This window comes from Chryseobacterium sp. 3008163, from assembly GCF_003669035.1.
Taxonomy (GTDB): domain Bacteria; phylum Bacteroidota; class Bacteroidia; order Flavobacteriales; family Weeksellaceae; genus Chryseobacterium.
Genome location: NZ_CP033070.1, coordinates 3,891,517 through 3,916,007 on the forward strand (window position 1 = coordinate 3,891,517; position 24,491 = coordinate 3,916,007).

The 24,491-nt window shown below is 35.2% G+C and carries 20 protein-coding genes and 2 pseudogenes; 14 read left to right on the top strand and 8 right to left on the bottom strand.

Annotated elements, in window-relative coordinates:
- The first annotated feature begins 2 nt into the window (after positions 1-2).
- From EAG08_RS17965 to EAG08_RS17980, 4 genes are read left to right on the top strand one after another with little or no spacing between them, the layout of a single operon-like run.
- Positions 3-3,701 (top strand): phosphoribosylformylglycinamidine synthase, encoded by a 3,699-nt coding sequence (locus EAG08_RS17965; RefSeq protein ID WP_129536627.1) that lies wholly within the window; start codon positions 3-5, stop codon positions 3,699-3,701.
- Complete coding sequence (locus EAG08_RS17970; RefSeq protein WP_129536628.1) at positions 3,679-4,050, top strand: ribonuclease inhibitor; 372 nt, start codon at positions 3,679-3,681, stop codon at positions 4,048-4,050. The genes EAG08_RS17965 and EAG08_RS17970 overlap by 23 nt, the downstream gene beginning before the upstream one ends.
- A gap of 3 nt (positions 4,051-4,053) precedes the next feature.
- The gene (locus EAG08_RS17975) at positions 4,054-4,683 is read left to right on the top strand and encodes an SGNH/GDSL hydrolase family protein (protein ID WP_228446638.1); all 630 of its coding nucleotides are present in this window, start codon (positions 4,054-4,056) and stop codon (positions 4,681-4,683) included.
- A complete protein-coding gene (locus EAG08_RS17980) occupies positions 4,683-5,015 on the top strand; it encodes a gamma-glutamylcyclotransferase family protein (protein WP_129536629.1) in 333 nt (110 codons plus the stop codon). The genes EAG08_RS17975 and EAG08_RS17980 overlap by 1 nt, the downstream gene beginning before the upstream one ends.
- A gap of 67 nt (positions 5,016-5,082) precedes the next feature.
- Here the strand turns inward: EAG08_RS17980 and EAG08_RS17985 are convergent, their stop codons facing one another.
- The gene (locus EAG08_RS17985; protein ID WP_129536630.1) at positions 5,083-5,439 is read right to left on the bottom strand and encodes a diacylglycerol kinase; all 357 of its coding nucleotides are present in this window, start codon (positions 5,437-5,439) and stop codon (positions 5,083-5,085) included.
- Positions 5,440-5,583: 144 nt separating this feature from the next.
- Between EAG08_RS17985 and dnaN the strand changes: the two genes are divergently transcribed.
- The 3 genes and pseudogenes from dnaN (at position 5,584) to EAG08_RS18000 (ending at position 9,843) form a co-directional block, all read left to right on the top strand.
- The gene (gene dnaN, locus EAG08_RS17990) at positions 5,584-6,714 is read left to right on the top strand and encodes a DNA polymerase III subunit beta (RefSeq protein WP_129536631.1); all 1,131 of its coding nucleotides are present in this window, start codon (positions 5,584-5,586) and stop codon (positions 6,712-6,714) included.
- A gap of 151 nt (positions 6,715-6,865) precedes the next feature.
- Positions 6,866-9,266 (top strand): annotated as a pseudogene (gene pheT, locus EAG08_RS17995) (phenylalanine--tRNA ligase subunit beta).
- Between the two features lie 166 nt (positions 9,267-9,432).
- Positions 9,433-9,843 (top strand): META domain-containing protein, encoded by a 411-nt coding sequence (locus EAG08_RS18000; protein WP_129536632.1) that lies wholly within the window; start codon positions 9,433-9,435, stop codon positions 9,841-9,843.
- A 50-nt stretch (positions 9,844-9,893) separates the two neighbouring features.
- Here EAG08_RS18000 and EAG08_RS18005 read toward each other — a convergent pair whose 3' ends face one another.
- The 7 genes and pseudogenes from EAG08_RS18005 to EAG08_RS18035 all read right to left on the bottom strand — a co-directional run bounded on the left by EAG08_RS18005 (position 9,894) and on the right by EAG08_RS18035 (position 14,857).
- Complete coding sequence (locus tag EAG08_RS18005) at positions 9,894-10,136, bottom strand: hypothetical protein (protein WP_129536633.1); 243 nt, start codon at positions 10,134-10,136, stop codon at positions 9,894-9,896.
- Positions 10,137-10,173: 37 nt separating this feature from the next.
- Positions 10,174-10,989 (bottom strand): hypothetical protein, encoded by an 816-nt coding sequence (locus EAG08_RS18010; protein ID WP_129536634.1) that lies wholly within the window; start codon positions 10,987-10,989, stop codon positions 10,174-10,176.
- A 47-nt stretch (positions 10,990-11,036) separates the two neighbouring features.
- Positions 11,037-11,489 carry a hypothetical protein gene (locus EAG08_RS18015; protein WP_129536635.1) on the bottom strand — a complete coding sequence of 151 codons (453 nt, stop codon included), beginning with the start codon at positions 11,487-11,489 and terminating at the stop codon, positions 11,037-11,039.
- Between the two features lie 61 nt (positions 11,490-11,550).
- Positions 11,551-12,441: a 3-hydroxybutyryl-CoA dehydrogenase gene (locus EAG08_RS18020; protein WP_185145197.1), complete on the bottom strand. Its 891-nt coding sequence runs from the start codon at positions 12,439-12,441 to the stop codon at positions 11,551-11,553.
- A complete protein-coding gene (locus EAG08_RS18025) occupies positions 12,441-12,770 on the bottom strand; it encodes a hypothetical protein (RefSeq protein WP_129536637.1) in 330 nt (109 codons plus the stop codon). Before EAG08_RS18025 ends, EAG08_RS18020 begins: the two co-directional genes overlap by 1 nt.
- 122 nt (positions 12,771-12,892) lie before the next feature.
- Positions 12,893-13,770 (bottom strand): annotated as a pseudogene (gene bla-A, locus EAG08_RS18030) (CGA/CIA family class A beta-lactamase).
- Between the two features lie 124 nt (positions 13,771-13,894).
- On the bottom strand, positions 13,895-14,857 hold the full coding sequence (locus tag EAG08_RS18035; RefSeq protein WP_129536638.1) for a Gfo/Idh/MocA family protein: 963 nt from the start codon (positions 14,855-14,857) through the stop codon (positions 13,895-13,897).
- A gap of 132 nt (positions 14,858-14,989) precedes the next feature.
- Here EAG08_RS18035 and EAG08_RS18040 point away from each other — a divergent pair, with 132 nt between their 5' ends.
- The 7 genes from EAG08_RS18040 (at position 14,990) to EAG08_RS18070 (ending at position 24,166) form a co-directional block, all read left to right on the top strand.
- Positions 14,990-15,643 carry a protein-L-isoaspartate(D-aspartate) O-methyltransferase gene (locus EAG08_RS18040; protein WP_129536639.1) on the top strand — a complete coding sequence of 218 codons (654 nt, stop codon included), beginning with the start codon at positions 14,990-14,992 and terminating at the stop codon, positions 15,641-15,643.
- Between the two features lie 3 nt (positions 15,644-15,646).
- On the top strand, positions 15,647-16,042 hold the full coding sequence (locus tag EAG08_RS18045; RefSeq protein WP_129536640.1) for a DUF1801 domain-containing protein: 396 nt from the start codon (positions 15,647-15,649) through the stop codon (positions 16,040-16,042).
- 94 nt (positions 16,043-16,136) lie between these two features.
- Positions 16,137-17,108 carry a 2-hydroxyacid dehydrogenase gene (locus EAG08_RS18050; protein ID WP_129536641.1) on the top strand — a complete coding sequence of 324 codons (972 nt, stop codon included), beginning with the start codon at positions 16,137-16,139 and terminating at the stop codon, positions 17,106-17,108.
- A gap of 58 nt (positions 17,109-17,166) precedes the next feature.
- Complete coding sequence (locus EAG08_RS18055; RefSeq protein ID WP_129536642.1) at positions 17,167-17,466, top strand: hypothetical protein; 300 nt, start codon at positions 17,167-17,169, stop codon at positions 17,464-17,466.
- A 184-nt stretch (positions 17,467-17,650) separates the two neighbouring features.
- Positions 17,651-19,876, top strand: coding sequence for a hypothetical protein (locus tag EAG08_RS21470; protein WP_164998591.1), 2,226 nt, complete (start codon positions 17,651-17,653; stop codon positions 19,874-19,876).
- Positions 19,873-21,852, top strand: coding sequence for a T9SS type B sorting domain-containing protein (locus tag EAG08_RS18065; protein WP_129536643.1), 1,980 nt, complete (start codon positions 19,873-19,875; stop codon positions 21,850-21,852). The genes EAG08_RS21470 and EAG08_RS18065 overlap by 4 nt, the downstream gene beginning before the upstream one ends.
- A 328-nt stretch (positions 21,853-22,180) precedes the next feature.
- A complete protein-coding gene (locus EAG08_RS18070; protein ID WP_129536644.1) occupies positions 22,181-24,166 on the top strand; it encodes a urocanate hydratase in 1,986 nt (661 codons plus the stop codon).
- Positions 24,167-24,491 lie beyond the last annotated feature (325 nt).

The window sequence follows — 24,491 nt, forward strand, 5'->3', positions numbered from 1 at the left end:
TAATGTCTCAAAACAAAAGAATTTTCGTAGAAAAAAGAGGAATTTTCGATGTAGAAAGTCCAAAGATTTTTGATGAAGTAAAAGCGGTAGTTTCGTCGATCAAAAATGTAAAAGTGTACAATGTGTACGATATTTTCAATTTGAACGATGGTGAGTTCGAAAAGGTGGTCAATAGCACTTTCGTTGATCCGGTTACCGATATTTTAATCGAAGAAAATCCTGCACAAGGAACCCATTTCGCATTAGAATTTTTACCTGGACAGTACGACCAACGTGCTGATTCTGCTCAACAGTGTATCGCCTTATTGACTGGAAATGAGAAATCTAAAGTACGAAGCGGCAAGCTTATCGAATTTGAAGGCATTTCTGAATCTGATTTAGCAAAAATTAAAGACCTTTTAATCAATAAAGTAGAGTCTCAGGAGAAAGATTTAACCACTTTAAATATTCCTGCAGAGGAGACTCCATCAAAAGTTTTGGTTCACGAAAATTTCATCAATTTTGATGATGTTCAGTTGGAGGAATTCTTCAACAATCACGGTTTTGCATTAGGATTGGATGATTTAAAATTCATTCAGGAATATTTTAAATCTGAACAGAGAAATCCTACCGAAACTGAACTGAAAGTTTTAGACACGTATTGGAGTGACCATTGCCGTCACACAACGTTTGAAACAGAATTGTCAAATATTGAGTTTGAAGGACAGTTTAAACATACATTGGAAACTATTTTCAATGATTATATCGAAAAAAGAAAATTCTTAGGACGCGAATTGAAACCAATCTCTCTAATGGATTTGGCAACAGTTTGCGGAAGATATTTCCATAAAACAGGCAACTTGGAAAACTTGGTGGTTTCTGATGAAATCAACGCTTGTACGATCCAAATTGAAGCTGAATACGATGGTAAAAAAGAACCGTGGTATTTGTTATTTAAAAACGAAACGCACAATCACCCAACGGAAATTGAACCTTTCGGAGGTGCTTCAACGTGTTTAGGAGGTGCAATCAGAGATCCTTTGTCTGGACGCTCTTACGTTTTTCAGGCGATGAGATTGACGGGTGCTGCTGATGTTTTGGAACCGGTTGACCAAACTTTGCCAGGAAAATTACCTCAAAAAACAATTACAAAACAGGCGGCTAACGGATATTCTTCTTACGGTAACCAAATCGGTTTGGCGACTACAATGGTTTCCGAAATCTATGATGAAGGCTACAAAGCAAAAAGAATGGAGGTTGGTTTTGTAACTGGCGCCGTTCCTGTAGATTGGGTGAGACGTGAAAAGCCTGAAGCTGGTGACTCTATCATCATTTTAGGTGGTGCAACAGGTCGTGACGGTGTTGGTGGAGCAAGCGGAAGTTCGAAAGAACAGGACGAAACTTCTATCCACACAATGAGTTCTGAGGTTCAGAAAGGAAACGCCGTTGAAGAACGTAAAATCCAGAGATTATTCAGAAATCCTGAAGTGACGAGACTGATTAAAAAATCGAATGACTTCGGAGCTGGTGGAGTTTCAGTAGCAATCGGTGAAATCGCTGATTCTTTGGAAGTTAATCTCGATGTTTTACCTTTAAAATATGAAGGTTTGAACGGAACAGAGCTTGCTATTTCTGAATCTCAGGAAAGAATGGCGGTTGTGGTTGAACCGAAAGATAAAGAACAGTTCATCAAGTTCTGTGAAGCTGAAAATATCGTGGCTGTGGAAGTTGCAAAGGTGACAGATTCAGGAAGAATGCAAATGTTCTGGAAAGGTGATAAGATTGTTGACCTTTCAAGAGAATTCCTGGATACGAACGGCTGTTCTAAAAGTCAGGAAGTTAAAATTACTCATCTTAATGAAGTGAAAGAGGAAACACCTGCTTTTAACGAAGAAAACTTCTTAAAAATCTTAGCAGATAAAAATGTGGCTTCTCAAAAAGGTCTATTGGAAATGTTTGATTCATCGATTGGTGCAACTACGGTTGCGATGCCTTTGGGTGGAAAATATCAGCAGACTTTGATGGAAGGAAGTGCTCAGACGCTACCGATTTTAGGAGCGAAAAACATCGAAACAGTTTCCTTTGCAAGTTGGGGATTTGATGCCGAAATTTCAAAGCAAAACTCTTTATTGGGGGCTTCTTATGCCGTAGTTGAAAGCGTTGCAAAAATCGTTGCAATGGGTGGCGATTATAAAAATATCAGATTAAGTTTTCAGGAATATTTTGAAAAATTAGGTCAGAATGCTGAGAAATGGGGCAAGCCTTTAGCTTCTCTTTTGGGAGCTTATGATGCGCAGATTAATCTTGGTTTGGCTGCCATTGGAGGTAAGGATTCGATGAGTGGAACGTATCAGGATTTGAATGTTCCGCCAACGTTGATTTCGTTCGCTTGTGCTAACGGAGAAAAGAAAAATGTCATCTCTCCGGAATTCAAAAAGGCAGGAAATAAACTGTATTTCTTCAATCATATTCCTCAGGAAAACGGACTTCCGAACTATGAAAATCTGAAGACTGTTTTTGAATTGGTTTTTGAAAATGTCAAGGCTGGAAAAGTAGTTTCTGTAAAGACAATTAAAGAAGGAGGAGTTGCAGTAGCTTTAGCGAAAATGAGTTTCGGAAACAGATTAGGAGCGGAAATTAATATCGCTGATGAGAACATTTTATTAGCTAAAAATATCGGAAGTTTAATTATAGAATCAATTGAAGAATTAAGTTCTGTTGATCTTCAATTAATCGGTGAAGTTAAAGATTCAAATATTTTGAAAATCAATGATTTGAATTTTGAAATCGAAAAATTACTTGAATCGAATACAAAAACTTTTGAAAACCTTTTCTCCACAGTAGAAAAAGAAAAAATAACGGTTGAACTGGATTCAAAACTGAACTCAATCAACCCAAGAAATATTCAAATCAAAAAACACGGAATCGCTCAGCCGAGAGTTTTCGCACCGGTTTTCCCAGGAACAAATTGCGAATACGATACATTGAATGCATTCCAAAAAGAAGGTGCAATTGTAAGTAGTTTGCCTTTGATTAATATCAATCATCAGTTACTTGACGAGAGCATTGATGCATGGGTGAAAGAAATTAAACAGTCACAGATTTTAGCATTCTCCGGAGGTTTCTCTGCGGGTGACGAACCGGACGGTTCTGCTAAATTTATTGTGAATGTTTTGAAGAATGAAAAGATGAGAAATGCCGTTCACGAATTACTGGACAGGGACGGAATGATCATCGGAATCTGTAACGGTTTCCAGGCTTTGGTGAAGTCAGGATTGCTGCCTTACGGAAGAATTAAGGACTTGGATAAAAATTCTCCGACGTTGGCTCACAACGCGATCAGAAGACATATTTCTCAAATGGTGAATGTGAAAGTTCTGAATGACGAATCACCTTGGTTGAGAGGTATGAAAGATCAGGTTTTCACCATTCCGATTTCTCACGGTGAAGGTCGTTTTATGGCTTCGGAAGTGGAAATTCAGAAGTTGTATGAAAACGGACAAATCGCTACTCAATATTTAGATTTAGATGGAAACATCGCTCACGGAATGCCGTTCAATCCAAACAACTCATTGTTTGGAATTGAAGGGATTACTAGTCCGGACGGAAAAATTTATGGTAGAATGGGACACCCGGAACGTTTTGCAGAAGGGTTGATGAAAAATATTCCGACTGCGAATTACCACAACATCTTTAAAAATGGAGTTGAATACTTCAAATAAAAATAATAAGAAAACGGCTGTCATCAATGGCAGCCATTTTTCTGATTTGTCAGGATTCTATGAAGAAATTTATCAAGTGTTGATGAAAAATGAAGATTGGAAAGTTGGAACGCTCGATGGATTTGAAGGAGAAATCATTTGGAAAGATTCTCAGAAATCAAAAGAAGATTTAGGCTTAGAAACTACCAAAGTTTTTTACGAAAATAAAATTAAACAGGGAAAACCTTTCAATATCAATTTAGCTCAGGAAAAACTTGATGATTTGATTGCAGGAAACGGACAAACCTTATTTGAAATTCTGATTGAAATTATTGAATCTCATAAAAATATAACCTTAGTTTTAAATTAAAAAATGAAGAAGAAAATGATGTATGGATTATTTTTCGGTGACAGTGTAACTTACGGCGAATACGACGGCGTGTTTGGAGGCTGGGTTGATATTCTTAAAAGATTTGCTTTACAGAAATACAATGAAGGAAGCAGTGAACTGATCCTTTTTAATTTGGGAATTGGTGGTGAAACGTCAGAAGGTTTAGTCAAAAGAATTCAGAATGAAATGTCAGTTAGAAATGCGGAGGATGGAAATGTAGTTTTTCTCGGCTATGGTGCTAATGATTTGGCTGTGAAAGATGGAAATCAAATCGTAAATCCTGGACAATTTAAAGCTAATATTGAAAAGGCAATTCAACATGCAAAAGTATTTTCCAAAGAAATTTATCTGGTAAGTATTCTTCCTATTTCAGATAAAATTAATGGTGAAATTTCTGTAACCGGAAAAGTGAGAACGAACGAAGATGTTTTGGTTTACAATCAAATTCTGAAAGATATTGTAGCAGAAAACTCTTTAAATTACATTGATTTTCATTCAGCGTTTTTAGAAGACAAAGAGATTTTACTTTCCAAAGATGGTGTTCATCCCAATGAAAAAGGATATGGGATGATGGCTGAAATTGCAATTCCAATTATTGAAAAATACTTATAATGCCGCATTTATTTTCTTACGGAACCTTACAGAAAGAGCAGGTTCAGCTCGAAACTTTTGGACGAATTTTAAAAGGTAAACATGATATTCTTATCGGATATCGCTTAAAAATGTTGGAAATTACAGATCCTGAAGTTTTAAGGAAAAGCAATCAGAAATACCATCCGATTTTAGAATTTTCAGGAAATACTGAAGATGAAGTAGAAGGTGTTCTGTTTGAAGTGAGCGATGAAGAAATTTTTAAAGCTGATGAATATGAGGTGGACGATTATAAAAGAATTGAAACTGTTTTTAAATCCGGAAAAAAAGGATTTATTTACGTTGGAAAATAGGTTTAAAACATTCTTCAACGAATTGTAGCACAAAGATCCGTGATAATCTGAAAAATCTGTGGGACAATTAATTGAAAATATATTTCCAGTACACAAAAACTCCCACAATTATAGAAGCTGCTGCAATTAAAGTCACTGCTCCAGCTGAAACATCTTTAATAAAACCTATTCTTTTATCAAACTCCGGATGTATGATGTCACAAATTTTTTCGATTGCTGTATTGAAAGTTTCGGCGGCTAGAACTCCGATAGAAACTGTTAAAACTAAAACAGTATCGATGTTGGAAAGTTTTAGATAAAAAATCAGAAAAATATTAATCAATAAAGCTGCAACCTCAATCTGAAAATTTCTTTCAGAGATAAGCATCAACCAAATTCCCCGAAAGGAGTTGATGAAACTTTTATGGATGGGAGGTTTTCTCATTTTTAAAATTGATGCTTAGCAAAGATAGTGGATTAAATATTTCAGAAAAAATAAATTCTTTTGATGGATGTTAATAACTCTCAGTATTATTCTTTTCTATCTGTGTTCTATTTGTTATATTTGTAAAAACTTATTTTTAAATCTATGAAATTTATTATTTCAAGTGGTGAACTGCAGAAAGCATTGCAAACTGTAAGTGGCGTAATATCAAGCTCTCAATCGAGACCGATTTTAGAAAACTATCTTTTTGAGTTAAACGAAAATAACCTTACCATTACAGCGTCTGATGGCGAAACAACTTTGGTAACTTCATTGGATGTAAAATCTGATGATGCAGGTAAATTTGCAGTTCCTGCCAAAATTTTTCAGGATTTTATCAAGACTTATGGTGAACAGCCGCTGACGCTTGTTGTAAAAGACAATGCAGAAGGTACTGGCAGCCAGCTTGAGATTTTAGATGAGAAAGATAATTTTGCCGTTGCATTAGACAACGCAGACGATTATCCTGAACTTCCGGAATTTGAATCTGCTCAAAGCGTGACAATGCCTGCGGGAGTTTTATCTGAAGCTTTAACGAATACACTTTTTGCAACAAGTAATGATTCTCTTCGTCCGGTAATGACAGGAGTTTTGTTCCAGTTTGGAGAAAATGAAACGAATTTTGTTTCTACAGATTCTCACAGATTGGTAGTGTACAAAAGAACAGACCTGATGAATGCCGAGCCAATGGAATTCATCATGCCTAAAAAACCTCTGAACATCTTCAAAAATATTTTAGCAAGTTCAAACGAAGACATCACCATCGACTTCAACGAAAACATGGCTAAATTTACTTTTGGAAAACACGTTTGGATTTGTAGATTAATCGATGGGAAATATCCAAATTATACTGCGGTAATCCCTAAAGAAAACCCGAACGTTTTGACGATCAACAGAAACTTGTTGTTAGGAGCAATCAAAAGAGCTTCTATTATGTCAAACAAATCTACGAATCAGGTTAGATTTAAATTGTCAGCAAACATTCTTCACCTTCATGCAGAAGACACAGAATATGCAAACAAAGCAGATATGCAGATTCCTTGCGACTATAACGGCGAAGATATCAACATCGGTTTCAGTTCTAAATTTTTAACTGAAATGTTAGGTATTTTGAGTGCAGACGATATCACTATGAAAATGTCTCAACCCAACAGACCAGGAATCATTGAGCCGCTTGATGGTCTTGAAGAAAACGAAAATATCTTAATGTTATCAATGCCGGTTATCGGATTGTAAGATTAATTTAAATAAATTCTAAAAGAGGTTGATTTTTCAGCCTCTTTTTTGTTTTTTAGACTCAGTTGAAAGGTTAAAAATTTCTCTGTTTCTCAAAAAACACGACATTTGTAACTTGAAAAAATTCAAAATAAATTTTCAAAATTAAAGGATGAAAATATCAAATAACTGGCTGAAAGATTATATCAAAACGGAACTGAAATCTGAAAGAATAGGAGAGTTTCTTACAGATATCGGTCTTGAGGTAGAAGGAATAGAGAAATTTGAAAGCATCAAAGGAAGTCTGGAAGGTGTAGTTGTAGGAAAAGTTTTGACCTGCGAAAAGCATCCGAATGCCGATAAATTAAAGAAAACAACCGTAGACGTTGGAAGCGGAAAAGTTTTGAATATCGTTTGTGGCGCTTCGAACGTGGAAGAAGGACAAACTGTTCCTGTTGCAGTTGTCGGAACTAAAATTTACGATAAAACCGGAAACTTTTTTGAAATTAAAGAAGCTAAAATCAGAGGTGAAGTTTCTCAAGGGATGATTTGCGCTGAGGATGAGTTAGGTCTAAGCGAAGATCACGGCGGAATCATGGTTTTAGACGAAACCAAATATGAAGTCGGAAAGAATTTTTCAGATTATTTTGAACTGACAAATGACGAAGTTTTCGAAATTGGTTTAACGCCAAACAGAACCGATGCAATGTCTCATTACGGTGTTGCAAGAGATTTGTATGCATTTCTTTCAACGAATCAGCAAAAAGGTGATTTTGAAAAAGTATCTTCAGTTGCTTTAAATAATGAAGGAACACATGAATTCTCTTTAGAAGTTGAAGATGCCGAATTAACACCAAGATACATCGGAGCGGTGATTGAAAATGTAAAAGTTGCAGAATCTCCTTCTTGGTTAAAAGACAGATTAAAAGCAATTGGATTAAGTCCGATTAACAACATTGTAGATATTACCAACTATATTCTTCACGGTTTTGGTCAACCGCTTCATGCTTTTGATGCAGATAAAATAGCGGACAAAAAGTGAAAGTCGGAACTGTTGCCGAAGGAACAAAATTCACCACTTTAGATGGTGTTGAAAGAACATTAAACGGTTCTGAAATCATCATCAAAGACGGACAAGATAATCCGATGTGTATTGCCGGAGTTTTTGGTGGTGCCAATTCTGGAGTTTCTTCTGAGACTAAAACAATCTTCTTAGAAAGTGCTTATTTCAATCCGGTTGCGATAAGAAAAGCGGCAAAAGCGCATGGTTTAAATACTGATGCTTCTTTCAGATTTGAAAGAGGAGTTGACCCTAATATCACAAGAACAGCCATTACTCATGCCATCACGATGATTCAGGATTTGGCAGAAGGGAAATTGGTTGGAGATCTTTTGGAAGAATATCCGAAGAAAATCGAAGATAATTATGTGATCATCAGATTCTCAAAATCGAACAGATTTTAGGAACGAAAATTCACAGAGAAAAAGTAAAAGAAATTTTAAAAGCTTTAGAAATTCAGGTTTTAAATGAAATTCAAAATGGTTTTGAAATCTCTGTTCCTGCTTACAGAGCAGATGTGACAAGAGAAATTGACGTTATTGAGGAGATTTTAAGAATCTACGGATACAATAAAATCGAAGCTCCGCAAAAGATTGCATTTACCCCAGTAAAGCTCAATGCAAAAGATCAAGACGAGCTAGAGAATAATTGGGCGAGAACTTTACAGAGCTTAGGTTTTAATGAAGTGATGAACAATTCTTTAACTTCTGTGAAAGATGAAACGGATGCAGTGAAACTGTTGAATCCTTTAAGCAATGATCTTGCATTTATGAGAAAGTCTTTATTGGAAGGGCTTTTGCAAAATGCAATCTACAATATCAACAGAAAGAATCAGGATATTAAGTTCTTCGAATTTGGAAAGATTTACCATAAAAAAGAGAAATACGAAGAGAGAAAACAATTAGCCATTTTAGTAAGTGGAAGAAATGTTTCTGAAAACTGGCTACAGCCAAAATCTGCAACAGATTTCTATAACTTGAAAGCTTTTGTGAAAGTTTTATTAGAAAGATTAGCTATCGACTATAAAGAAGTGGCTCTTTCTGATGATAGATTTTCTGATGCTCTGGCGTACGAATCTGAAGGTGAAACTTTAGTAAGAATCGGAAAGGTAGCTCCTCAAATGCTTAAAGATTTTGATATTGATCAGGATTGTTTTTATGCAGAAATTGAATTGGAACTGGCTCAGAAATTACGTTTTAACAAAGAATTGAAATTTAATGATATTCCGAAATTCAACAAAATCAGAAGAGATCTAGCGTTGTTGATTGATAAAAATATTACATATCAGGAATTGTATCAGACTGCTAAAAAGAACAAATCTCCTTTTATTAAGAATATCAATTTATTTGATGTGTACGAAGGGAAAAATCTTCCGGAAGGCAAAAAGTCTTATGCAATGAGTTTTGAATTGTTAAACGAAGAAAAAACTTTAGAAGAAAAAGAAATTTCTGCAGTGATGGATTCTTTAATTAAATCTTTCCAGAAAGAATTTAATGCTGAATTGAGATCTTAAGAAAACAACTTTTCAACGATACAATATAACGGGCTTTTGTCCGTTTTTTTGTGGAATCTTATTTATAAATAATTCTAAACAATAATATTTCCGTAAATTTGGTTTAAATCAAAAAGAAGAATGTAACAATTGTTTCATTTGACTTTCAAATAATAAAAAATCTAAAATGAAAAAATTCTTTTTAAGTTTATGTACGGTTGCTGTTTTGGCATCGTGCGGAACAATGTCAAATACATCATCATCTAAAGTGGGAAAGGCTCAGCCATCAATTTCTAACACAAAATGGACTTTAGCCGATAATGTAAAAGGTAAAATACCGACATTACAGATTGAAGGCACGAAAGTAAACGGAAATGCAGGATGTAATAGTTATTTCGGAACATTATCTACAGATGCTGCTTCAGGAAGTTTTACAGCATCTCAGTTGGGTTCGACAAGAATGGCTTGCGAAAATATGAGTGTAGAGCAGAATTTTATGAGCATGATGGGAAAAGTGAATAAATATGTGGTTTCGGGGAATACGTTAGAATTGTATCAGGATAACCTATTACTTCTAAAGTTTAATAAAGCTGAATAAAAAAAAAGGAACTCAAATTTTGAGTTCCTTTTTTTATGAGTAATAAATTCTTATTCTTCGTCTTCCTCGTCGTCGTATTTCGCCAACTCTTCATCACACCATTTGAAAGCAGCTTCTACTACTTTTGTAGCTTCATCTGCCATAGTTTCTTCATCGTCTCCTTCTAAATCATCTAACCATTCAACTTCCTCTTCCTCAACATTCAAAATGAATCTAGGATATTCTGTGTGAACTACAAATAAATCTTCAGGAAATTCCGAATTGTCTGCTAATAAAAACTTTGGTAATTTCATTTTTTTAATGTTTAAACTTTCTCAAAGATAAATAAAATTATTGGTATTTGTTCTTGTCAATTTTAATTTTTCGCAAAACTTTATACGTTGTGATGGTCGTTTTCTGTAATGTATCCTGTGGTTTGAAAGTGAGTTTAACTTTAGGATTAACAGTGCTTATTAGCTCTGCAATCTGCACTTTTTCAAGATCTTCCATATCATCCACATAAAATAAAAGTGGTGAATTTTCTAGTTTTTCTGATTTTAAAAAGGTAGACATTTCTTCTCTGTTTTCTAAGTAAAAACCTTTTGAAAGCCAAGTAAAAGCCAGTCCTGATAAAAGACTTAATGCCCCGATTATATAAGTTTTTAATCTGAAAATTTCAAAAACTTTTTTCAAATAAACCAACCAAATAGGAAAAGTAAAAGGTGCTAATAAGCGATAATCTAAAGGATCAATCCCATAAAAATACTGTACGAAATAAGAACAAATAATTCCCGAAACGCCAAGCAGAATGATAAACTTTTCAGTTTCGGTAAGTTTGTTTTTTAAGAATAAAAATATAATGAGAAATACGTTTAAGATTCCTATTCCGTAAATTCCATAATTAATAATTCCTCCATTAGGATTAGACATGTGAATGAATGGGTTGAATGAGGTTGCTAATCCTTGGAAAAGTTCCGTAAGAAGTTGAGATGTAGGTTTTAGACCAATTTCTAAAACTTGATTCACATAATTTTGGTTGAATTGATCTATAAATAAAAACTTGTACAAAACAATGTATATAACTGCCAAAGATGCAGAAGTAATAAAGATCATCGCATAATTTTTTCTGAATGACAAAAGTCCAAATAATCCTACACCTCCAATCATGAAAAGAGCACTATATCGAATATTAAAGATTAAAATTAAAGACAATGTCAGGTAGAGAATGCTTTTTGTTTTTGTCCATTTTTTTGAATGATACAATTTGACACATACATCAAAATAAAGATAAAAGACAACATTAAACCTTCACTTAAAGTCGCTGAAAATATGCTGACAAAACTTAGAAATGAACAAACAACAATAGATTCTTTGAGATAAAAATCTTTTTTCCATGCAAAGATGACAATCAAAAGAAATGAAATGATTCCGACAATTTTACTACTCCAAAATTCATCAAAAGCAAAGTAAGTGAAAAATCTGATGCTCAAAGGATAGCCTAATGGAGTAATTGTATTATCTATCGTTGGTAAAGCATCTGCAAATCGCATGTACCGAATAGAATCGGGTGTTACTCTTCCTTTTTCATTTAATAAAAAACGCAAAATGGTCATCACTAAAGTAATGATGACCATTGATATTTGAATGTATTTTTCTTTAAGTTTCATCAGGTTGCATTAGATTGCAGCCAAATTTATAACTTAAAATTCACAACTCATAATTAAGAGGCTATTTTGAAAACATTTTTGCCACTTTTTCTGCTTTTTTACTTTCAGAATAGTCATAAAAACCTTCTCCGGATTTTACTCCCAGTTTTCCGGCCATTACCATATTTACCAATAATGGATTCGGAGCATATTTTGGATTTTTGAAACCGTCGTACATTACATTTAAGATTGCCAAGCAAACATCAAGACCAATAAAATCAGCTAACTGTAAAGGTCCCATTGGATGCGCCATTCCTAATTTCATAACGGTGTCAATTTCTTCTACTCCTGCAACGCCGTTGTATAAAGTTTCAATTGATTCATTAATCATTGGCATTAAGATTCTGTTGGCTACAAATCCCGGATAATCATTCACTTCTACAGGAACTTTTCCTAAGTTTTTGCTCATTTCGTAGATAGCATCAAAAGTATCCTTAGAAGTAGAGTAACCTTTGATGATCTCAACCAATTTCATAATAGGAACCGGATTCATAAAGTGCATCCCGATTACTTTATCAGCTCTTTTTGTTGCAGCTGCAATTTTAGTAATAGAAATTGAAGAAGTATTGGTAGACAAAATACAATTTTCAGGAGCAAATTCATCCATCTGAGCAAAGATTTTCAGTTTTAAATCCTGATTCTCTGTAGCTGCTTCCACCACTAAATCTGCATTGGTAACCGCATCTTTCAACTCAGTGAAAGTTTTGATGTTTCCTAAAGTTTGTGATTTTTGTTCTTTTGTAAGGTTTCCCTTTGCAATTATTCTGTCAAGGTTGGTGGTGATGGTTTTCAATCCTCTGTCTAAAGCATCTTGAGAAACATCTACCAAATTTACACTAAAACCGCTTTGTGCGAAGGTATGTGCAATACCATTTCCCATGGTTCCAGCCCCGATAACTACAATGTTTTTGATCATTTTAATTGTTCTTTTTTATGTGGAATTAAATTTTTTAATTGAGTTAAATCATTTTTCTTCACAAGTTCAGAGCTTGTGAAAAAAATAGTTCCGCCACTGTTTTTGTCTCTTGAGTCATTTTGCGAATTTACAGTCGTTTCCAAACCTTTCACAAATTTCATTCTTTTACTTTTTGGAAGTGCGTCAATCCCGATATACAGTGCAAATTCACCTTCTCTTCCTAAGCCGGATTGTCTGAAAATCTCAACCTTTTTTGCTTTAGATTTACCTTGAAAACTTTCAATGTAATTCATCACAGGAGCTGTGGAAGGAGTTCCGCAACACATGCTGCCATAACTCAGTTTTAGATAGCTTTCGCTTTTCTGCGCAAAAAAAAGCGTAAAGCTAAATAGTGCGAATGTTAATATTATTTTTTCATAAAATTTGTTTTAAAAATAAGCTTTAATATTTACTTACTAAAATCATCCCAAACTGCTTTTGAAATGTCTGAAATTATTTTACAGTTTACCGCATCAGATTCTGTAGAATTGCTTACAAATACGGCAATTGCATAACGTTTACCGTTGGGTAAAGTGATAATGGCAATCTCATTTTCTGCACCTGTTAATCCTGCATCATTTTTCCCTGAAGCTCCCGTTTTTCTTGCAACCGGCGTGTTTTTTGGAAGTTGCTCCACTAATTTATTGAGTCCGGTAGATGTTGATAAGATTACACTCATTAAATAATCTGTTGATTTTTTGAAAGTAATTTTCCATCATAGAATTTTTTCAAAACATCAACCGCAGATTGTGTGGTGCTATAATTTTTATACTGTAAACTCCAATCTTTATGCATTTCAGCTTCATTGTTTTTGATCTGAAAACCTTTTACTCCTTTTGAATCCATAAATTGCTGAACAGTTTTTGTACCTCCGAGCAATTTCAACATAATATCGCAGCCGTTGTTATCACTTTTTGCGACCGTTAATTCTAAAATTTCACTTAAAGGAACTTCCACACCGCCGTTTGGGTATTTGTCTCGAAGAGGAGACCAGGTATTTTCAAGCAAATTAGATTGGTCTAAATAAATTCTCTGATCTAATGAAAGTTTTCCTTTATCTACAAAATCCAAAACGGCCACTGCAATATGGAATTTAAAAACACTCTGCATCGGAAGTTTTTTGTCTGCGTTTCTATTGTATTTAAAACCATTCTCAAGGCCCAAAACAGAAACTCCTACTGTGGCTTTTTTATTTAAAAGAATGACGTTGATTTTGTCGTGCAGACTCAATTTTTGTCCAAAACTAAAGGTTGAAATTAAAAGAAACAGCAGAATTGTTTTTTTCATACGAAGATTTTTAGCGGAAATTTTTATTTAAAATAAATCCCTTTTAGATTCTAAAAGGGATTTGCAATTTAATATTTTTATTTATTTCAATTAAATTAAAAATGAGTTAAGGCGGAATTTTGACTTATGAAATCAATTTCATAATTTCCAGAGCCACTTTCAAAGCTTCAGTTCCGTCTTCCAAAGAAACTTCCACATTTTTATCTTCCAAAATGGCATCTGCAAAAGAATTTAATTCATCCAAAATTGCATTATTAGGCTGAATGTTTGGGTATTCAAATAAAATCTGATTCTTCTCACCTTCAGCATTTTCAATAATCATATCAAATGGAGTAGGGTTTTCCGGAGCATCTTTCATTCGGATGACTTCTGCTTTTTTCTCTAAAAAATCTACAGAAACATAAGCGTCTTTTTGGAAAAATCTGCTTTTTCTCATCGCTTTCATGGATATTCTTGAGGTTGTCAAATTGGCAACACATCCATTTTCAAACTCGATTCTTGCATTGGCAATGTCTGGGCTTTTGCTTACCACACAAACTCCGCTTGCATGAATATTTTTAACTTTAGATTTTACGACACTCAATAAAATATCTAAATCATGAATCATTAAATCCAAAACTACTGAAACGTCAGTCCCGCGAGGATTAAATTCTGCCAAACGGTGAATTTCAATAAACATCGGATTCTGGATGTAATCTTTGGCTCCGATAAAAGCCGGATTATACCTTTCAACGTGCCCAACCTGCGCTTTGATACCAAATTCACGGCATTTATAAAGGATTTCTTCTGCCTGTTCTAAAGTTTGGGTAATAGGTTTTTCTATGAAAAAATGAAGACCTTTATCAATGGCTTTCAGAGCGTAATCATAATGATAAAGTGTTGGCGTTACAATATCCAACATGTCAATCTGGTTAAGTAAATCTTCAAGGTTTTCAAAATATTTGTAACCAAATTCAGTCTCCAGTTTTTTACCGTTTTCTGCATCCTTATCGTGGAAACCAATGAATTCATATTTATCAGACTGATTCAGAAGTCGTAAATGTATTTTTCCCAAATGTCCGGCACCTACCAAACCTGCTTTCAACATAGCTTTTTAATTTGTGTAAATATAGTAATTTTAGATATTCGGAAACAGATGATAGGTTTTAGGTTGACAAATAATGATTGTTTTAGTATTTTTGTGATAAACTAGCGCCTGCTAACTAATAACAACGATCTGATGACGCACGATTCATTTGCACACAAAGGGAAAAGAAAGAATTTAATCAATTATTTACGCCAGCAAATTGGGATTTCTGACGAGAATGTACTTTCTGCGATGAATGAGATTCCGAGACATCTTTTTATCGAAAGTATTTTTGAAGATTTTGCTTATGAAGACCGGGCTTTTCCTATTTTGGCGCATCAGACGATTTCGCATCCTTCAACGGTAGCAGAGCAGTCTGAACTTTTACAATTAAAACAAGGTGAAAAAGTTCTGGAAATTGGTACTGGTTGTGGTTATCAGACTGCAGTTTTATTGGCCATGAAAGGTTTGGTGTATACGATTGAGAGGCAGAAAGATTTGTTTGATTATTCTAAAAAGAAATTCAGAGAACTGCATTTATACCCGAAGTTTCAGAGTTTTGGGGATGGTTTTGCCGGGCTTCCGACATTTGCACCTTTTGACAAAATTATCGTGACTTGCGGAGCTGCAGTTTTACCGACAGAATTATTAAAACAATTAAAAGTAGGCGGAAAAATGGTCATTCCATTAGGTCCTACGGACGAGCAGGTTTTGTACAGGTTTACAAAAATTTCGCTTACAGAAATTGAAAAAGAAGAGTTTGGCGCCTACAAATTTGTGCCGATGTTAAATAATACCAATCAATAGATTATGATCAATCCCGATATTCTTGATTACAACGATAAGCAATCTGATTCAGATCAGGAAATGTGCGCTTTGCTTTCAAAAATTATTGATTTAGAATTGAAAGATTCAGAAAATAAAATCTGGCATGCGCATCCGGTTTGGTTTTTAGAAGGAAATCCAATCGTTGGTTATAGCAAACAGAAAAAGGGAATCCGTCTCATGTTTTGGAGCGGAAAATCTTTTAATGAAGAAAAACTGAATGTTGAAGGTGAAAAATTTCAAGATGCTTCAGTGTTTTTTAACGATAAAACTGAAATCGATGAAGTTGATTTGAAATGTTGGCTCGCAAAATCTATAGAAATACAATGGGATTATAAGAATATTGTAAAGAGAAAAGGTGAACTAGTGAGACTAAAATAACTTTTTGGAACGAGAATTGAAGCAATTAATCATAATTTAACCTCACTTTTTAATGTTGAGGTTTTTTGTTTTAAATATTTAATCATAAAAATTAATGAAAGTATTCATCAATAAAAGAATTCCGGAAATAGGAATTACAATGCTGAAAGAAGCAGGTTTGCAAGTTACCTTGGCAGAAAATCCTGAACTGACGCAGGCAGAATGGCTGAAATATTGTAAAAATGCAGACGCAATTCTGAATGTCGGACAAAATACATACGATAAGGATTTCTTTGAAAAATTCCCCAATATTAAAGCGATTGCGCTGTACTCTGTGGGTTTTGATCATGTAGATATTGATGAAGCCAACAAAAGAAATATTCCTGTAGGAAATACGCCGGAAGTTCTAAGCAAAGCAACTTCTGATGTAGCTTTTCTGCTAATGCAATCGGTTGCAAGAAGAGCAAGCTACTATTTTCAAAAGGTAAAAGATGACGATTGGCGAGCTTTTGATCCGCTTCATGCTTTAGGTCAGGAGTTGTACGGAAAAACGTTAGGTGTTTTTGGGCTTGGAAGAATTGGTTATGAGATGGCTGAAAAGTGCAAGAAAGCTTTTGATATGAATATTATTTATCACAACAGAAGTCATAACGAAGAAGCTGAAAAAGAACTCGACGCAAAGTACGTTTCGTTCGAAGAATTGGTGAGTCAGTCTGATGTTTTGAGCATTCATGCTAATTTTTCGGAAGAACATTCTGAACTTTTTAATAAATCTGTTTTCGAAAAAATGAAATCTAATGCGATTTTCATCAATACTGCTAGAGGAGGTTTTCATAATCAGAAAGATTTATATAATGCATTGGTTTCAGAAAAAATTTGGGGAGCTGGTCTGGATGTGACAAATCCGGAACCTATTAAAGACAACGATCCGATTCTTAAATTGTCTAATGTTTGCGTTTTACCACATATCGGTTCGGCAACAATTGAGGCCAGAAACGGAATGGCAAAATTAGCGGCAGAAAATTTGATTGCTTTTTCTAAAGATGAAAAAATGCCACATTGCGCAAATCCTGAAGTTTATCAATAATAATCGAATCTTGGAATCATTTTTGTCTTATTAATATTAACACTAAAAATAAACGATTATGATTACAGAAGATAATACTGAAGAGCAAAAAAGAAAATTAAAAGAAATGGATTACAATCCCGGTGAAGATATTTTCAATAAAGAAGAGCATATTCCTTTGGACGGAGATGGAAATCCAATCATCAATCCTAATCACGTGAACGACGGAATGCCTTTTGGGCTTGATGTTCCTGGTGCAGAAGATGATGACAATTTTGAGCAGATTACTAATCAACTTCCAGATGAGGAAAATGATTTCTATAGCCGAAGTGATAATGAAGATGATCACGAAGAAGAAAACGATGATATCGTAAGCTAACAGGGTTAAAAGTATAAAAATTTAAGCTATCTCAATTGAGGTAGCTTTTTTATTTAACACAATGTTAATTATAGATAAATAATTATTTAATATTATTCATAATACATTAAAAATGTTTTATGTTTGTAAAATATTTATTTATAATTGTTATTATTTAATTAAATTTTAATCCCATTCTGTGCGTATGAAAAAATATTTATCGTTTGTATTTTTATTGATTTTTATTTCGGTCTTTTCCCAAACTCCACTTCAGGTAAAGATTAAAGACGCATCGGGAAACGAAAATTTCCATGTAACGTGTACCAATGATCTTGATGCTAGCGGTTGTATTCAGCTTCATGCAGAATATCCAGTGCTGAAGCAGACTTCAAGTTATGCCGTGACCCCGGAAGTTTATAATCCTGCAGTTCCTTTAAACCAGGGAACGTCTTTGAATGCTAATTTTGATGATGCTTTTGGAGTAAAGCTGGATCTTCCTTTTTCGTTTTGTTTCTTCAATCAAAATTTTAATGCTCTTGTGGTTGGTTCTAATGGGATGGTCACTTTTGATCTCAGCCAACTTGGAAATATCAATTATCCCAATGTTTTTTGGCAGAACCCGAATGCGAGTCTTCCGAAAAATTCAATTTTTGGGGTGTATCATGATATGGTTTTTGCATCCGGAGATTCTTCAGAAATTTATTATTCAACGGTAGGAACTGCGCCTTACAGAAAATTTGTGATTAATTTTTATGACGGAAGGGTAGCGGGTTGTACAGATCGCTCATCGTCTCAGATTGTCCTTCACGAAACAACAAATATTGTTGAGGTTTTTGTAGATCAAAAACTAACGCCTTGCCCTACAAGAAAATTCGAAAATGCATTGATCGGAATAATGAACAATAACGGTACTTTAGGCTATTCTCCGGCTTCAAGAAATACCGGAAATTGGCAAGCAACACAGGAAGCTTACAAATTTACCCCAACCGGAAACACAATTCAGCCGGAAGTAACGTGGACGAATTCTACAGGTCAGGTCGTTGGAAACGGAGTGCAAACTAATATTTGTCCGACTCAGAATGATACGTATACTACTACGGTTAAATTTAATGTTTGTGCAAGTAGTTTTCTGACTTTCACAGATGATTTTGTATTAGATTTTGATGCGACCTATCCGGTTGCAAAAAATTATAGTCAAAATTTTTGCGGTAATACACCTGTAAATATCAATTTAAATGATTTTAAACAAAATTTGACTTCACAGAATCCTGCGAATTTCAATTTTACTTTTCACTCAACTTTGCTTGATGCACAATCTGGACAAAATGCGTTGTCTCTAAATTATAGTTTGACTGCTAATTCAGTTTTTTTTGTAAGAATTCAGAATCCCAATGTGCCGACTTGTTTCAGAGTTGCAGTACTTACCCTTAATTTTTTGAGTAAAAATCTGCTTTTAGATTTGATTTTGCTTTGTGATACCAATAATGATGGTGTTGAAAATGCGTATGATCTGTCTTTGTTAAACAATCAGATTCTTCCGCCCAACACTACCGGAATTACATACCATGCAAGTCAAAATGATGCTCAAAACAACAGCAATCCAATCGTAACTGCAAATATTACAGCGACAACAAAAATTTGGGTCAGATTACAAGATGCAAATTGCGTGTATGTTTTAGGGCCTTTAAATTTTGGTTTAAAACCAGGTGTGAATGCCAATTCCCCCGGTCTTTATTCTTATACCATGTGTGACATCAATGATAATAATTTGGAAGAATTTGATTTTGCTTTAAATCTTGGACCATTGATTTCCAGTCAGCCAGGAGTAGGTTTTGCTGCTTACAGTACTTATGCCGCAGCTTTTAGTGGAACGGGACCGCTTTTAGGAACAATAAAGGATGGGTTACAGACTGTATTTATCAGAGTGCAGATTGCAGGAGGTTGTTTTACGGTGATTCCTGTGACTATGAATGTTACTTTTACTCAAATTAAAGCAAATGATAAAAATGAATACATCTGTTTTAATGGAACTGAGGATGTCAATGTAGATTTGCTTGCGCTTTCTGCAAATATGTTGATACTGCCTACAACAGCTCTGTTTACAGAATTTTATCAAACTTATGGAGATGCAGAATTAGGAATAAATCCGATTTCTTCTAATCAGACAATTACGACCAATGGTGATTTCGTTTCTCAGACGTATTATGTACGTTTTAAAGAAACAGATGAGTGTTATACCATCAGACCTATCAATGTTTATTTGGTTCATCCGGTGATTTCCACTTCAGCTTTCAGTATTTGTGATTTTAATAATGATAACTCTGAAAATGTTTCGTTACCACCTTTCACAACAGCAATTATTGGGGACAGAATGCAAGTGTTTTATTTTATCTCAATCAGGCTGATGCGCAGTCAGGAAATAATGCGGTGACCAATGCAATAATTACTGGAAATAACCAGCTTTTCGCAAAAATAACTTCTTACAATTGTACACAGATTTATCCGGTAAATTTCTCTCTGGTTTCAACACCGGCAGTAAATTCTACAGTAAATGTAGCTTTAAATAATATCTGCGATAATAATAATGACGGAGTGGAAATGTATAATCTTACCCTTTCGCAACCACAGATTTATAACGGATCTTCGAATGTGACTTTTACTTATTATACTTCTTATAATGCTGCGACTCATACTTTTTCAGGACAAATTACGAATCCTACACAATTTATGGTACAAGGAACTGCGACAGTGTATGTGAAAGTTAAATTTAATAATAATGAATGTTTCTCAGCATCTCAGTTAAATATTCAGATGATATTTTTACCGGCAGTTGTATTGTCAAACGCTGTTTTAAATACTTGTGATGAAGATTTTAATTTAAGCGAAACTTTTCAGTTGAATGATGCGGTTCCACAATTATTTATACCTGCTCAAAATACGTATGCGCTTTCAAATATGAATATTTCATATTACCTTACAGCAGCAGAAGCCAATGCGGGAAACGCAGCAAATCAAATTGGAAATACGTACACAGCCAATATTTCCACTGTTCAGGTATGGGCGAGATTTCAGTCAAAGACCACCGGATGTTTTTCTGTAGCTCCGATTCAGTTGAATACTTATTTCCCTCCAAAAGCAATCAATTCAAGTATAACGATTTGTGATGAAAATTTAGATGGAACCTATGAAGTCAATCTGATGAATTATACAAATTTGTATATTGATATTCCAAACCAGATGAATACATTTAGTTTTTATCTGACGCAATCTGATGCTCAAAATGGTGTCAATGCAATTGTAAATCCAACAAATTTTACAGCTCAACCTTTCCCGGCTCAGATTTGGGTGAAAATTCAGAATATTCCGGCTTGTGATGATATTGCAAGTATTAATTTCATCATTGGAAATAAAATTGTTCTTCAGAATGCAGGACCGTTTAATTTAAACAATGTCTGTGATAATGGTAATGACGGAATTGAAAATGTAAACTTAACACAGTTTCAGCAACAGATTTATTCCGGAGCGAATGCTGTATTTACCTATTATGCCTCTTTAGCGGATTTAAATGCAGGAACAAATGCGATTGCAAACCCTTCAACTTATCAATTTAATCAGAACTCAGGATCGAATATAATATATGTAAAAGTGAGTGCTCCCGGATTCTGTCCTGAAATGACGAGCATGAAAATTTCTTTAAAGCTAGTACCGATATTTGAAATCCCGACTCAGTATTTCTGTCCGGACGGAACTTTTACATACACTTTAAAAGTTGAAGGTCACAATATTGTAAGTTATGTCTGGACAAATCCTTCAGGACAAGTAGTTTCCACTACAAATACAATTACAGGAATGAATGTTGTCGGAACTTATTCGGTAACTGTTACGTCTGATAATGGGTGTTCTTATACTGCTACATTTGAGGCAAAATATTATGATGTTCCTGTCATCCAGCAGATGGTTGCCAGTGGAAGTACATACACAATTACCGCAACCGGTTCGCAACCAATTGTCTATTCTATTGACGGAATTACCTGGCAGTCAAGTAATGTTTTCTACAATTTGCCTACGGGAATTATTACTTTCTATGTAAAATATGTTGAAGGAAAATGTATCGTAAAACAGGATGGAGTGATTTTAGATATTAAAAATGCCATCACGCCAAACGGAGACGGCGCTAATGATAAATGGATCATCAGAAACCTTCATGTTTTCGGAACTAAAATGACCAATGTAAAAGTATTTGACCGTTATCAATATTTGATTTTCGAACAAAACACCAACACTCAAATCATCTGGGACGGAACAATCTCAGGCAGACCAATTCCTACCTCAAGTTATTGGTATGTCATCACACTTCCGGATGGAAGATCTTTTACCGAATGGATTTTAGTGAAAAACAATAATTAAAATTCTTAAATAAGTGAACGACAAAACCTCATTGATTTTCAGTGAGGTTTTGTTGTATTTAAATATGAAACTTACTCTAACTCATCAAATAATCACCAGGATAAAAATTCCCCTCCTTTGGAGGGGTGGCGAAAATTCGAAGAATTTTTGACGGGGTGGTTTAAAAGCGGAATCAAACTTCAAGATTTTAATATTCTGTATTCTCAAACCACCCCGTCTTCAAAAATTCTTCATATCTTCTATAATATTTGCACGAGTTTTCTAATTTGAATATCTTTAAAACCACAAAAGTCCAACAACAATCAACCAAACAACAACCAACTATATAATGACTTTCAAAGAACAGATACAACAAGGAATTCCAACAGAATTGCCTCAGTCAAAACCATACGAAACCCACATCAATCATGCACCGAAACGTAAAGAAATCTTAACAGACGAAGAAAAAAAACTCGCTCTGAAAAATGCTTTACGTTACTTCGAACCAAAATTCCACGCAGAATTGTTGCCGGAATTCAGGGAAGAGCTGGAAAAATACGGCAGAATTTATATGTACCGTTTCCGTCCGGATTATGAGATGAAGGCAAGAGACATTGCAGAATATCCCGGAAAATCTGAGCAGGCAAAAGCCATTATGCTGATGATTCAGAATAATCTGGATTATGCTGTGGCGCAACATCCTCACGAACTGATTACTTATGGTGGAAATGGAGCAGTTTTTAGCAACTGGGCGCAGTATCTTCTGACGATGAAATATCTGTCGGAAATGACGGACGAACAAACGTTGACGATGTATTCCGGTCATCCGATGGGATTGTTTCCTTCTCATAAAGATGCCCCAAGAGTTGTGGTGACAAACGGAATGATGATTCCAAATTATTCCAAGCCGGACGATTGGGAAAAATTCAATGCGTTGGGTGTTTCACAGTACGGACAAATGACGGCTGGATCTTATATGTACATCGGTCCGCAGGGAATTGTTCATGGAACGACGATTACGGTTTTGAATGCTTTCAGAAAAATCAATAAAGAACCAAAAGGCGGATTATTCGTCACGTCAGGTTTGGGCGGAATGTCCGGAGCTCAGCCAAAAGCCGGAAATATCGCAGGTTGCATTACGGTCATTGCCGAAGTCAATCCTAAGATTACAAAAATCCGTCACGAACAGAAATGGGTCAATGAAATCCACGAAAATCTGGATGAATTAGTTGCAAGAGTAAGAAAAGCTCAGGGAAATAAAGAAACAGTTTCTTTGGCTTATCTTGGAAACATCGTTGAGGTTTGGGAAAAATTTGATGAAGAAAATTTAAGAATTGACATCGGTTCAGACCAGACTTCGCTTCACAATCCTTGGGCGGGCGGTTATTATCCGGTCGGGCAAACCTTTGAGGAGTCGAATATAATGATGGCAGAGAACCCTGAATTATTCAAAGAAAAAGTTCAGGAAACCTTGAGAAGACACGCTGCAGCCATCAACAAACATACAGCAAAAGGAACTTATTTCTTCGATTACGGAAATGCCTTTTTACTCGAAGCTTCCAGAGCTGGAGCCGATGTAATGTCTGAAAATCCTACGATTGGAAGAGAATTTAAATATCCATCATACGTTCAGGATATTATGGGACCGATGTGTTTTGATTATGGTTTCGGGCCGTTTCGTTGGGTTTGTACCAGCGGAAAACCGGAAGATTTACAGAAAACGGATGATATTGCGTGTGCCGTTTTAGAGGAAATGATTAAAACATCGCCGGAAGAAATTCAACAGCAGATGAAAGACAATATCACGTGGATTAAAGGCGCTCAGGAAAATAATCTTGTCGTTGGTTCGCAGGCGAGAATTCTGTACGCCGATGCAGAAGGACGAATGAAAATCGCCGAAGCCTTCAACAAAGCCATTGCAAACGGAGAAATTGGAGCGGTGGTTTTGGGAAGAGACCATCACGATGTTTCGGGGACAGATTCGCCGTACAGAGAGACTTCCAATATTTATGACGGCTCGAGATTTACAGCAGATATGGCGATTCACAACGTGATTGGCGACAGTTTCCGTGGGGCGACTTGGGTGAGCATCCACAACGGTGGCGGCGTTGGCTGGGGCGAAGTGATCAACGGTGGTTTTGGGCTGTTGCTCGATGGAAGCGACGATGCCGACAGAAGATTAAAATCGATGCTTTTCTGGGACGTCAACAATGGAATATCGAGACGAAGCTGGGCAAGAAATGAAGGTGCTGTTTTCGCGATTAAAAGAGCAATGCAAGCTGAACCGAATTTGAAAGTGACGCTGCCGAATTTTGTGGATGAGAATCTTTTTTAATTTGAAAATACTAAAACGTCCCGTCACTTCGAGTAGAGTTTTGCAAAAACTCGTATCGAGAAGTTGTTGAATCACAAGATGTCTTTAGTTCACTGGGTTCTCGATATATTTTTTCTTTCAGAAAAAACACTCGAACTGACGTCGATTTGGATCTTTATCAATGTTTTTAAATTAGGATTCTCGCTTCGTCACTTCGAGTAGAGTTTTGCAAAAACTCGTATCGAGAAGTTGTTGAATCACAAGATGTCTGTAGTCCACGGGTTCTCGATACATTTTTTCTTTCAGAAAAAACACTCGAACTGACGTCGATTTGGATCTTAATCAA

What these genes read in the sequence shown, in the direction of transcription:
- EAG08_RS17965 (WP_129536627.1), top strand. Translation starts at nt 3, where the DNA reads ATGTCTCAAAACAAAAGAATTTTCGTAGAAAAAAGAGGAATTTTCGAT.
- EAG08_RS17970 (WP_129536628.1), top strand. Translation starts at nt 3,679, where the DNA reads ATGGAGTTGAATACTTCAAATAAAAATAATAAGAAAACGGCTGTCATC.
- EAG08_RS17975 (WP_228446638.1), top strand. Translation starts at nt 4,054, where the DNA reads ATGAAGAAGAAAATGATGTATGGATTATTTTTCGGTGACAGTGTAACT.
- EAG08_RS17980 (WP_129536629.1), top strand. Translation starts at nt 4,683, where the DNA reads ATGCCGCATTTATTTTCTTACGGAACCTTACAGAAAGAGCAGGTTCAG.
- EAG08_RS17985 (WP_129536630.1), bottom strand. Translation starts at nt 5,439, where the DNA reads ATGAGAAAACCTCCCATCCATAAAAGTTTCATCAACTCCTTTCGGGGA.
- dnaN (WP_129536631.1), top strand. Translation starts at nt 5,584, where the DNA reads ATGAAATTTATTATTTCAAGTGGTGAACTGCAGAAAGCATTGCAAACT.
- EAG08_RS18000 (WP_129536632.1), top strand. Translation starts at nt 9,433, where the DNA reads ATGAAAAAATTCTTTTTAAGTTTATGTACGGTTGCTGTTTTGGCATCG.
- EAG08_RS18005 (WP_129536633.1), bottom strand. Translation starts at nt 10,136, where the DNA reads ATGAAATTACCAAAGTTTTTATTAGCAGACAATTCGGAATTTCCTGAA.
- EAG08_RS18010 (WP_129536634.1), bottom strand. Translation starts at nt 10,989, where the DNA reads ATGATTGGAGGTGTAGGATTATTTGGACTTTTGTCATTCAGAAAAAAT.
- EAG08_RS18015 (WP_129536635.1), bottom strand. Translation starts at nt 11,489, where the DNA reads ATGAAACTTAAAGAAAAATACATTCAAATATCAATGGTCATCATTACT.
- EAG08_RS18025 (WP_129536637.1), bottom strand. Translation starts at nt 12,770, where the DNA reads ATGTGTTGCGGAACTCCTTCCACAGCTCCTGTGATGAATTACATTGAA.
- EAG08_RS18035 (WP_129536638.1), bottom strand. Translation starts at nt 14,857, where the DNA reads ATGTTGAAAGCAGGTTTGGTAGGTGCCGGACATTTGGGAAAAATACAT.
- EAG08_RS18040 (WP_129536639.1), top strand. Translation starts at nt 14,990, where the DNA reads ATGACGCACGATTCATTTGCACACAAAGGGAAAAGAAAGAATTTAATC.
- EAG08_RS18045 (WP_129536640.1), top strand. Translation starts at nt 15,647, where the DNA reads ATGATCAATCCCGATATTCTTGATTACAACGATAAGCAATCTGATTCA.
- EAG08_RS18050 (WP_129536641.1), top strand. Translation starts at nt 16,137, where the DNA reads ATGAAAGTATTCATCAATAAAAGAATTCCGGAAATAGGAATTACAATG.
- EAG08_RS18055 (WP_129536642.1), top strand. Translation starts at nt 17,167, where the DNA reads ATGATTACAGAAGATAATACTGAAGAGCAAAAAAGAAAATTAAAAGAA.
- EAG08_RS21470 (WP_164998591.1), top strand. Translation starts at nt 17,651, where the DNA reads ATGAAAAAATATTTATCGTTTGTATTTTTATTGATTTTTATTTCGGTC.
- EAG08_RS18070 (WP_129536644.1), top strand. Translation starts at nt 22,181, where the DNA reads ATGACTTTCAAAGAACAGATACAACAAGGAATTCCAACAGAATTGCCT.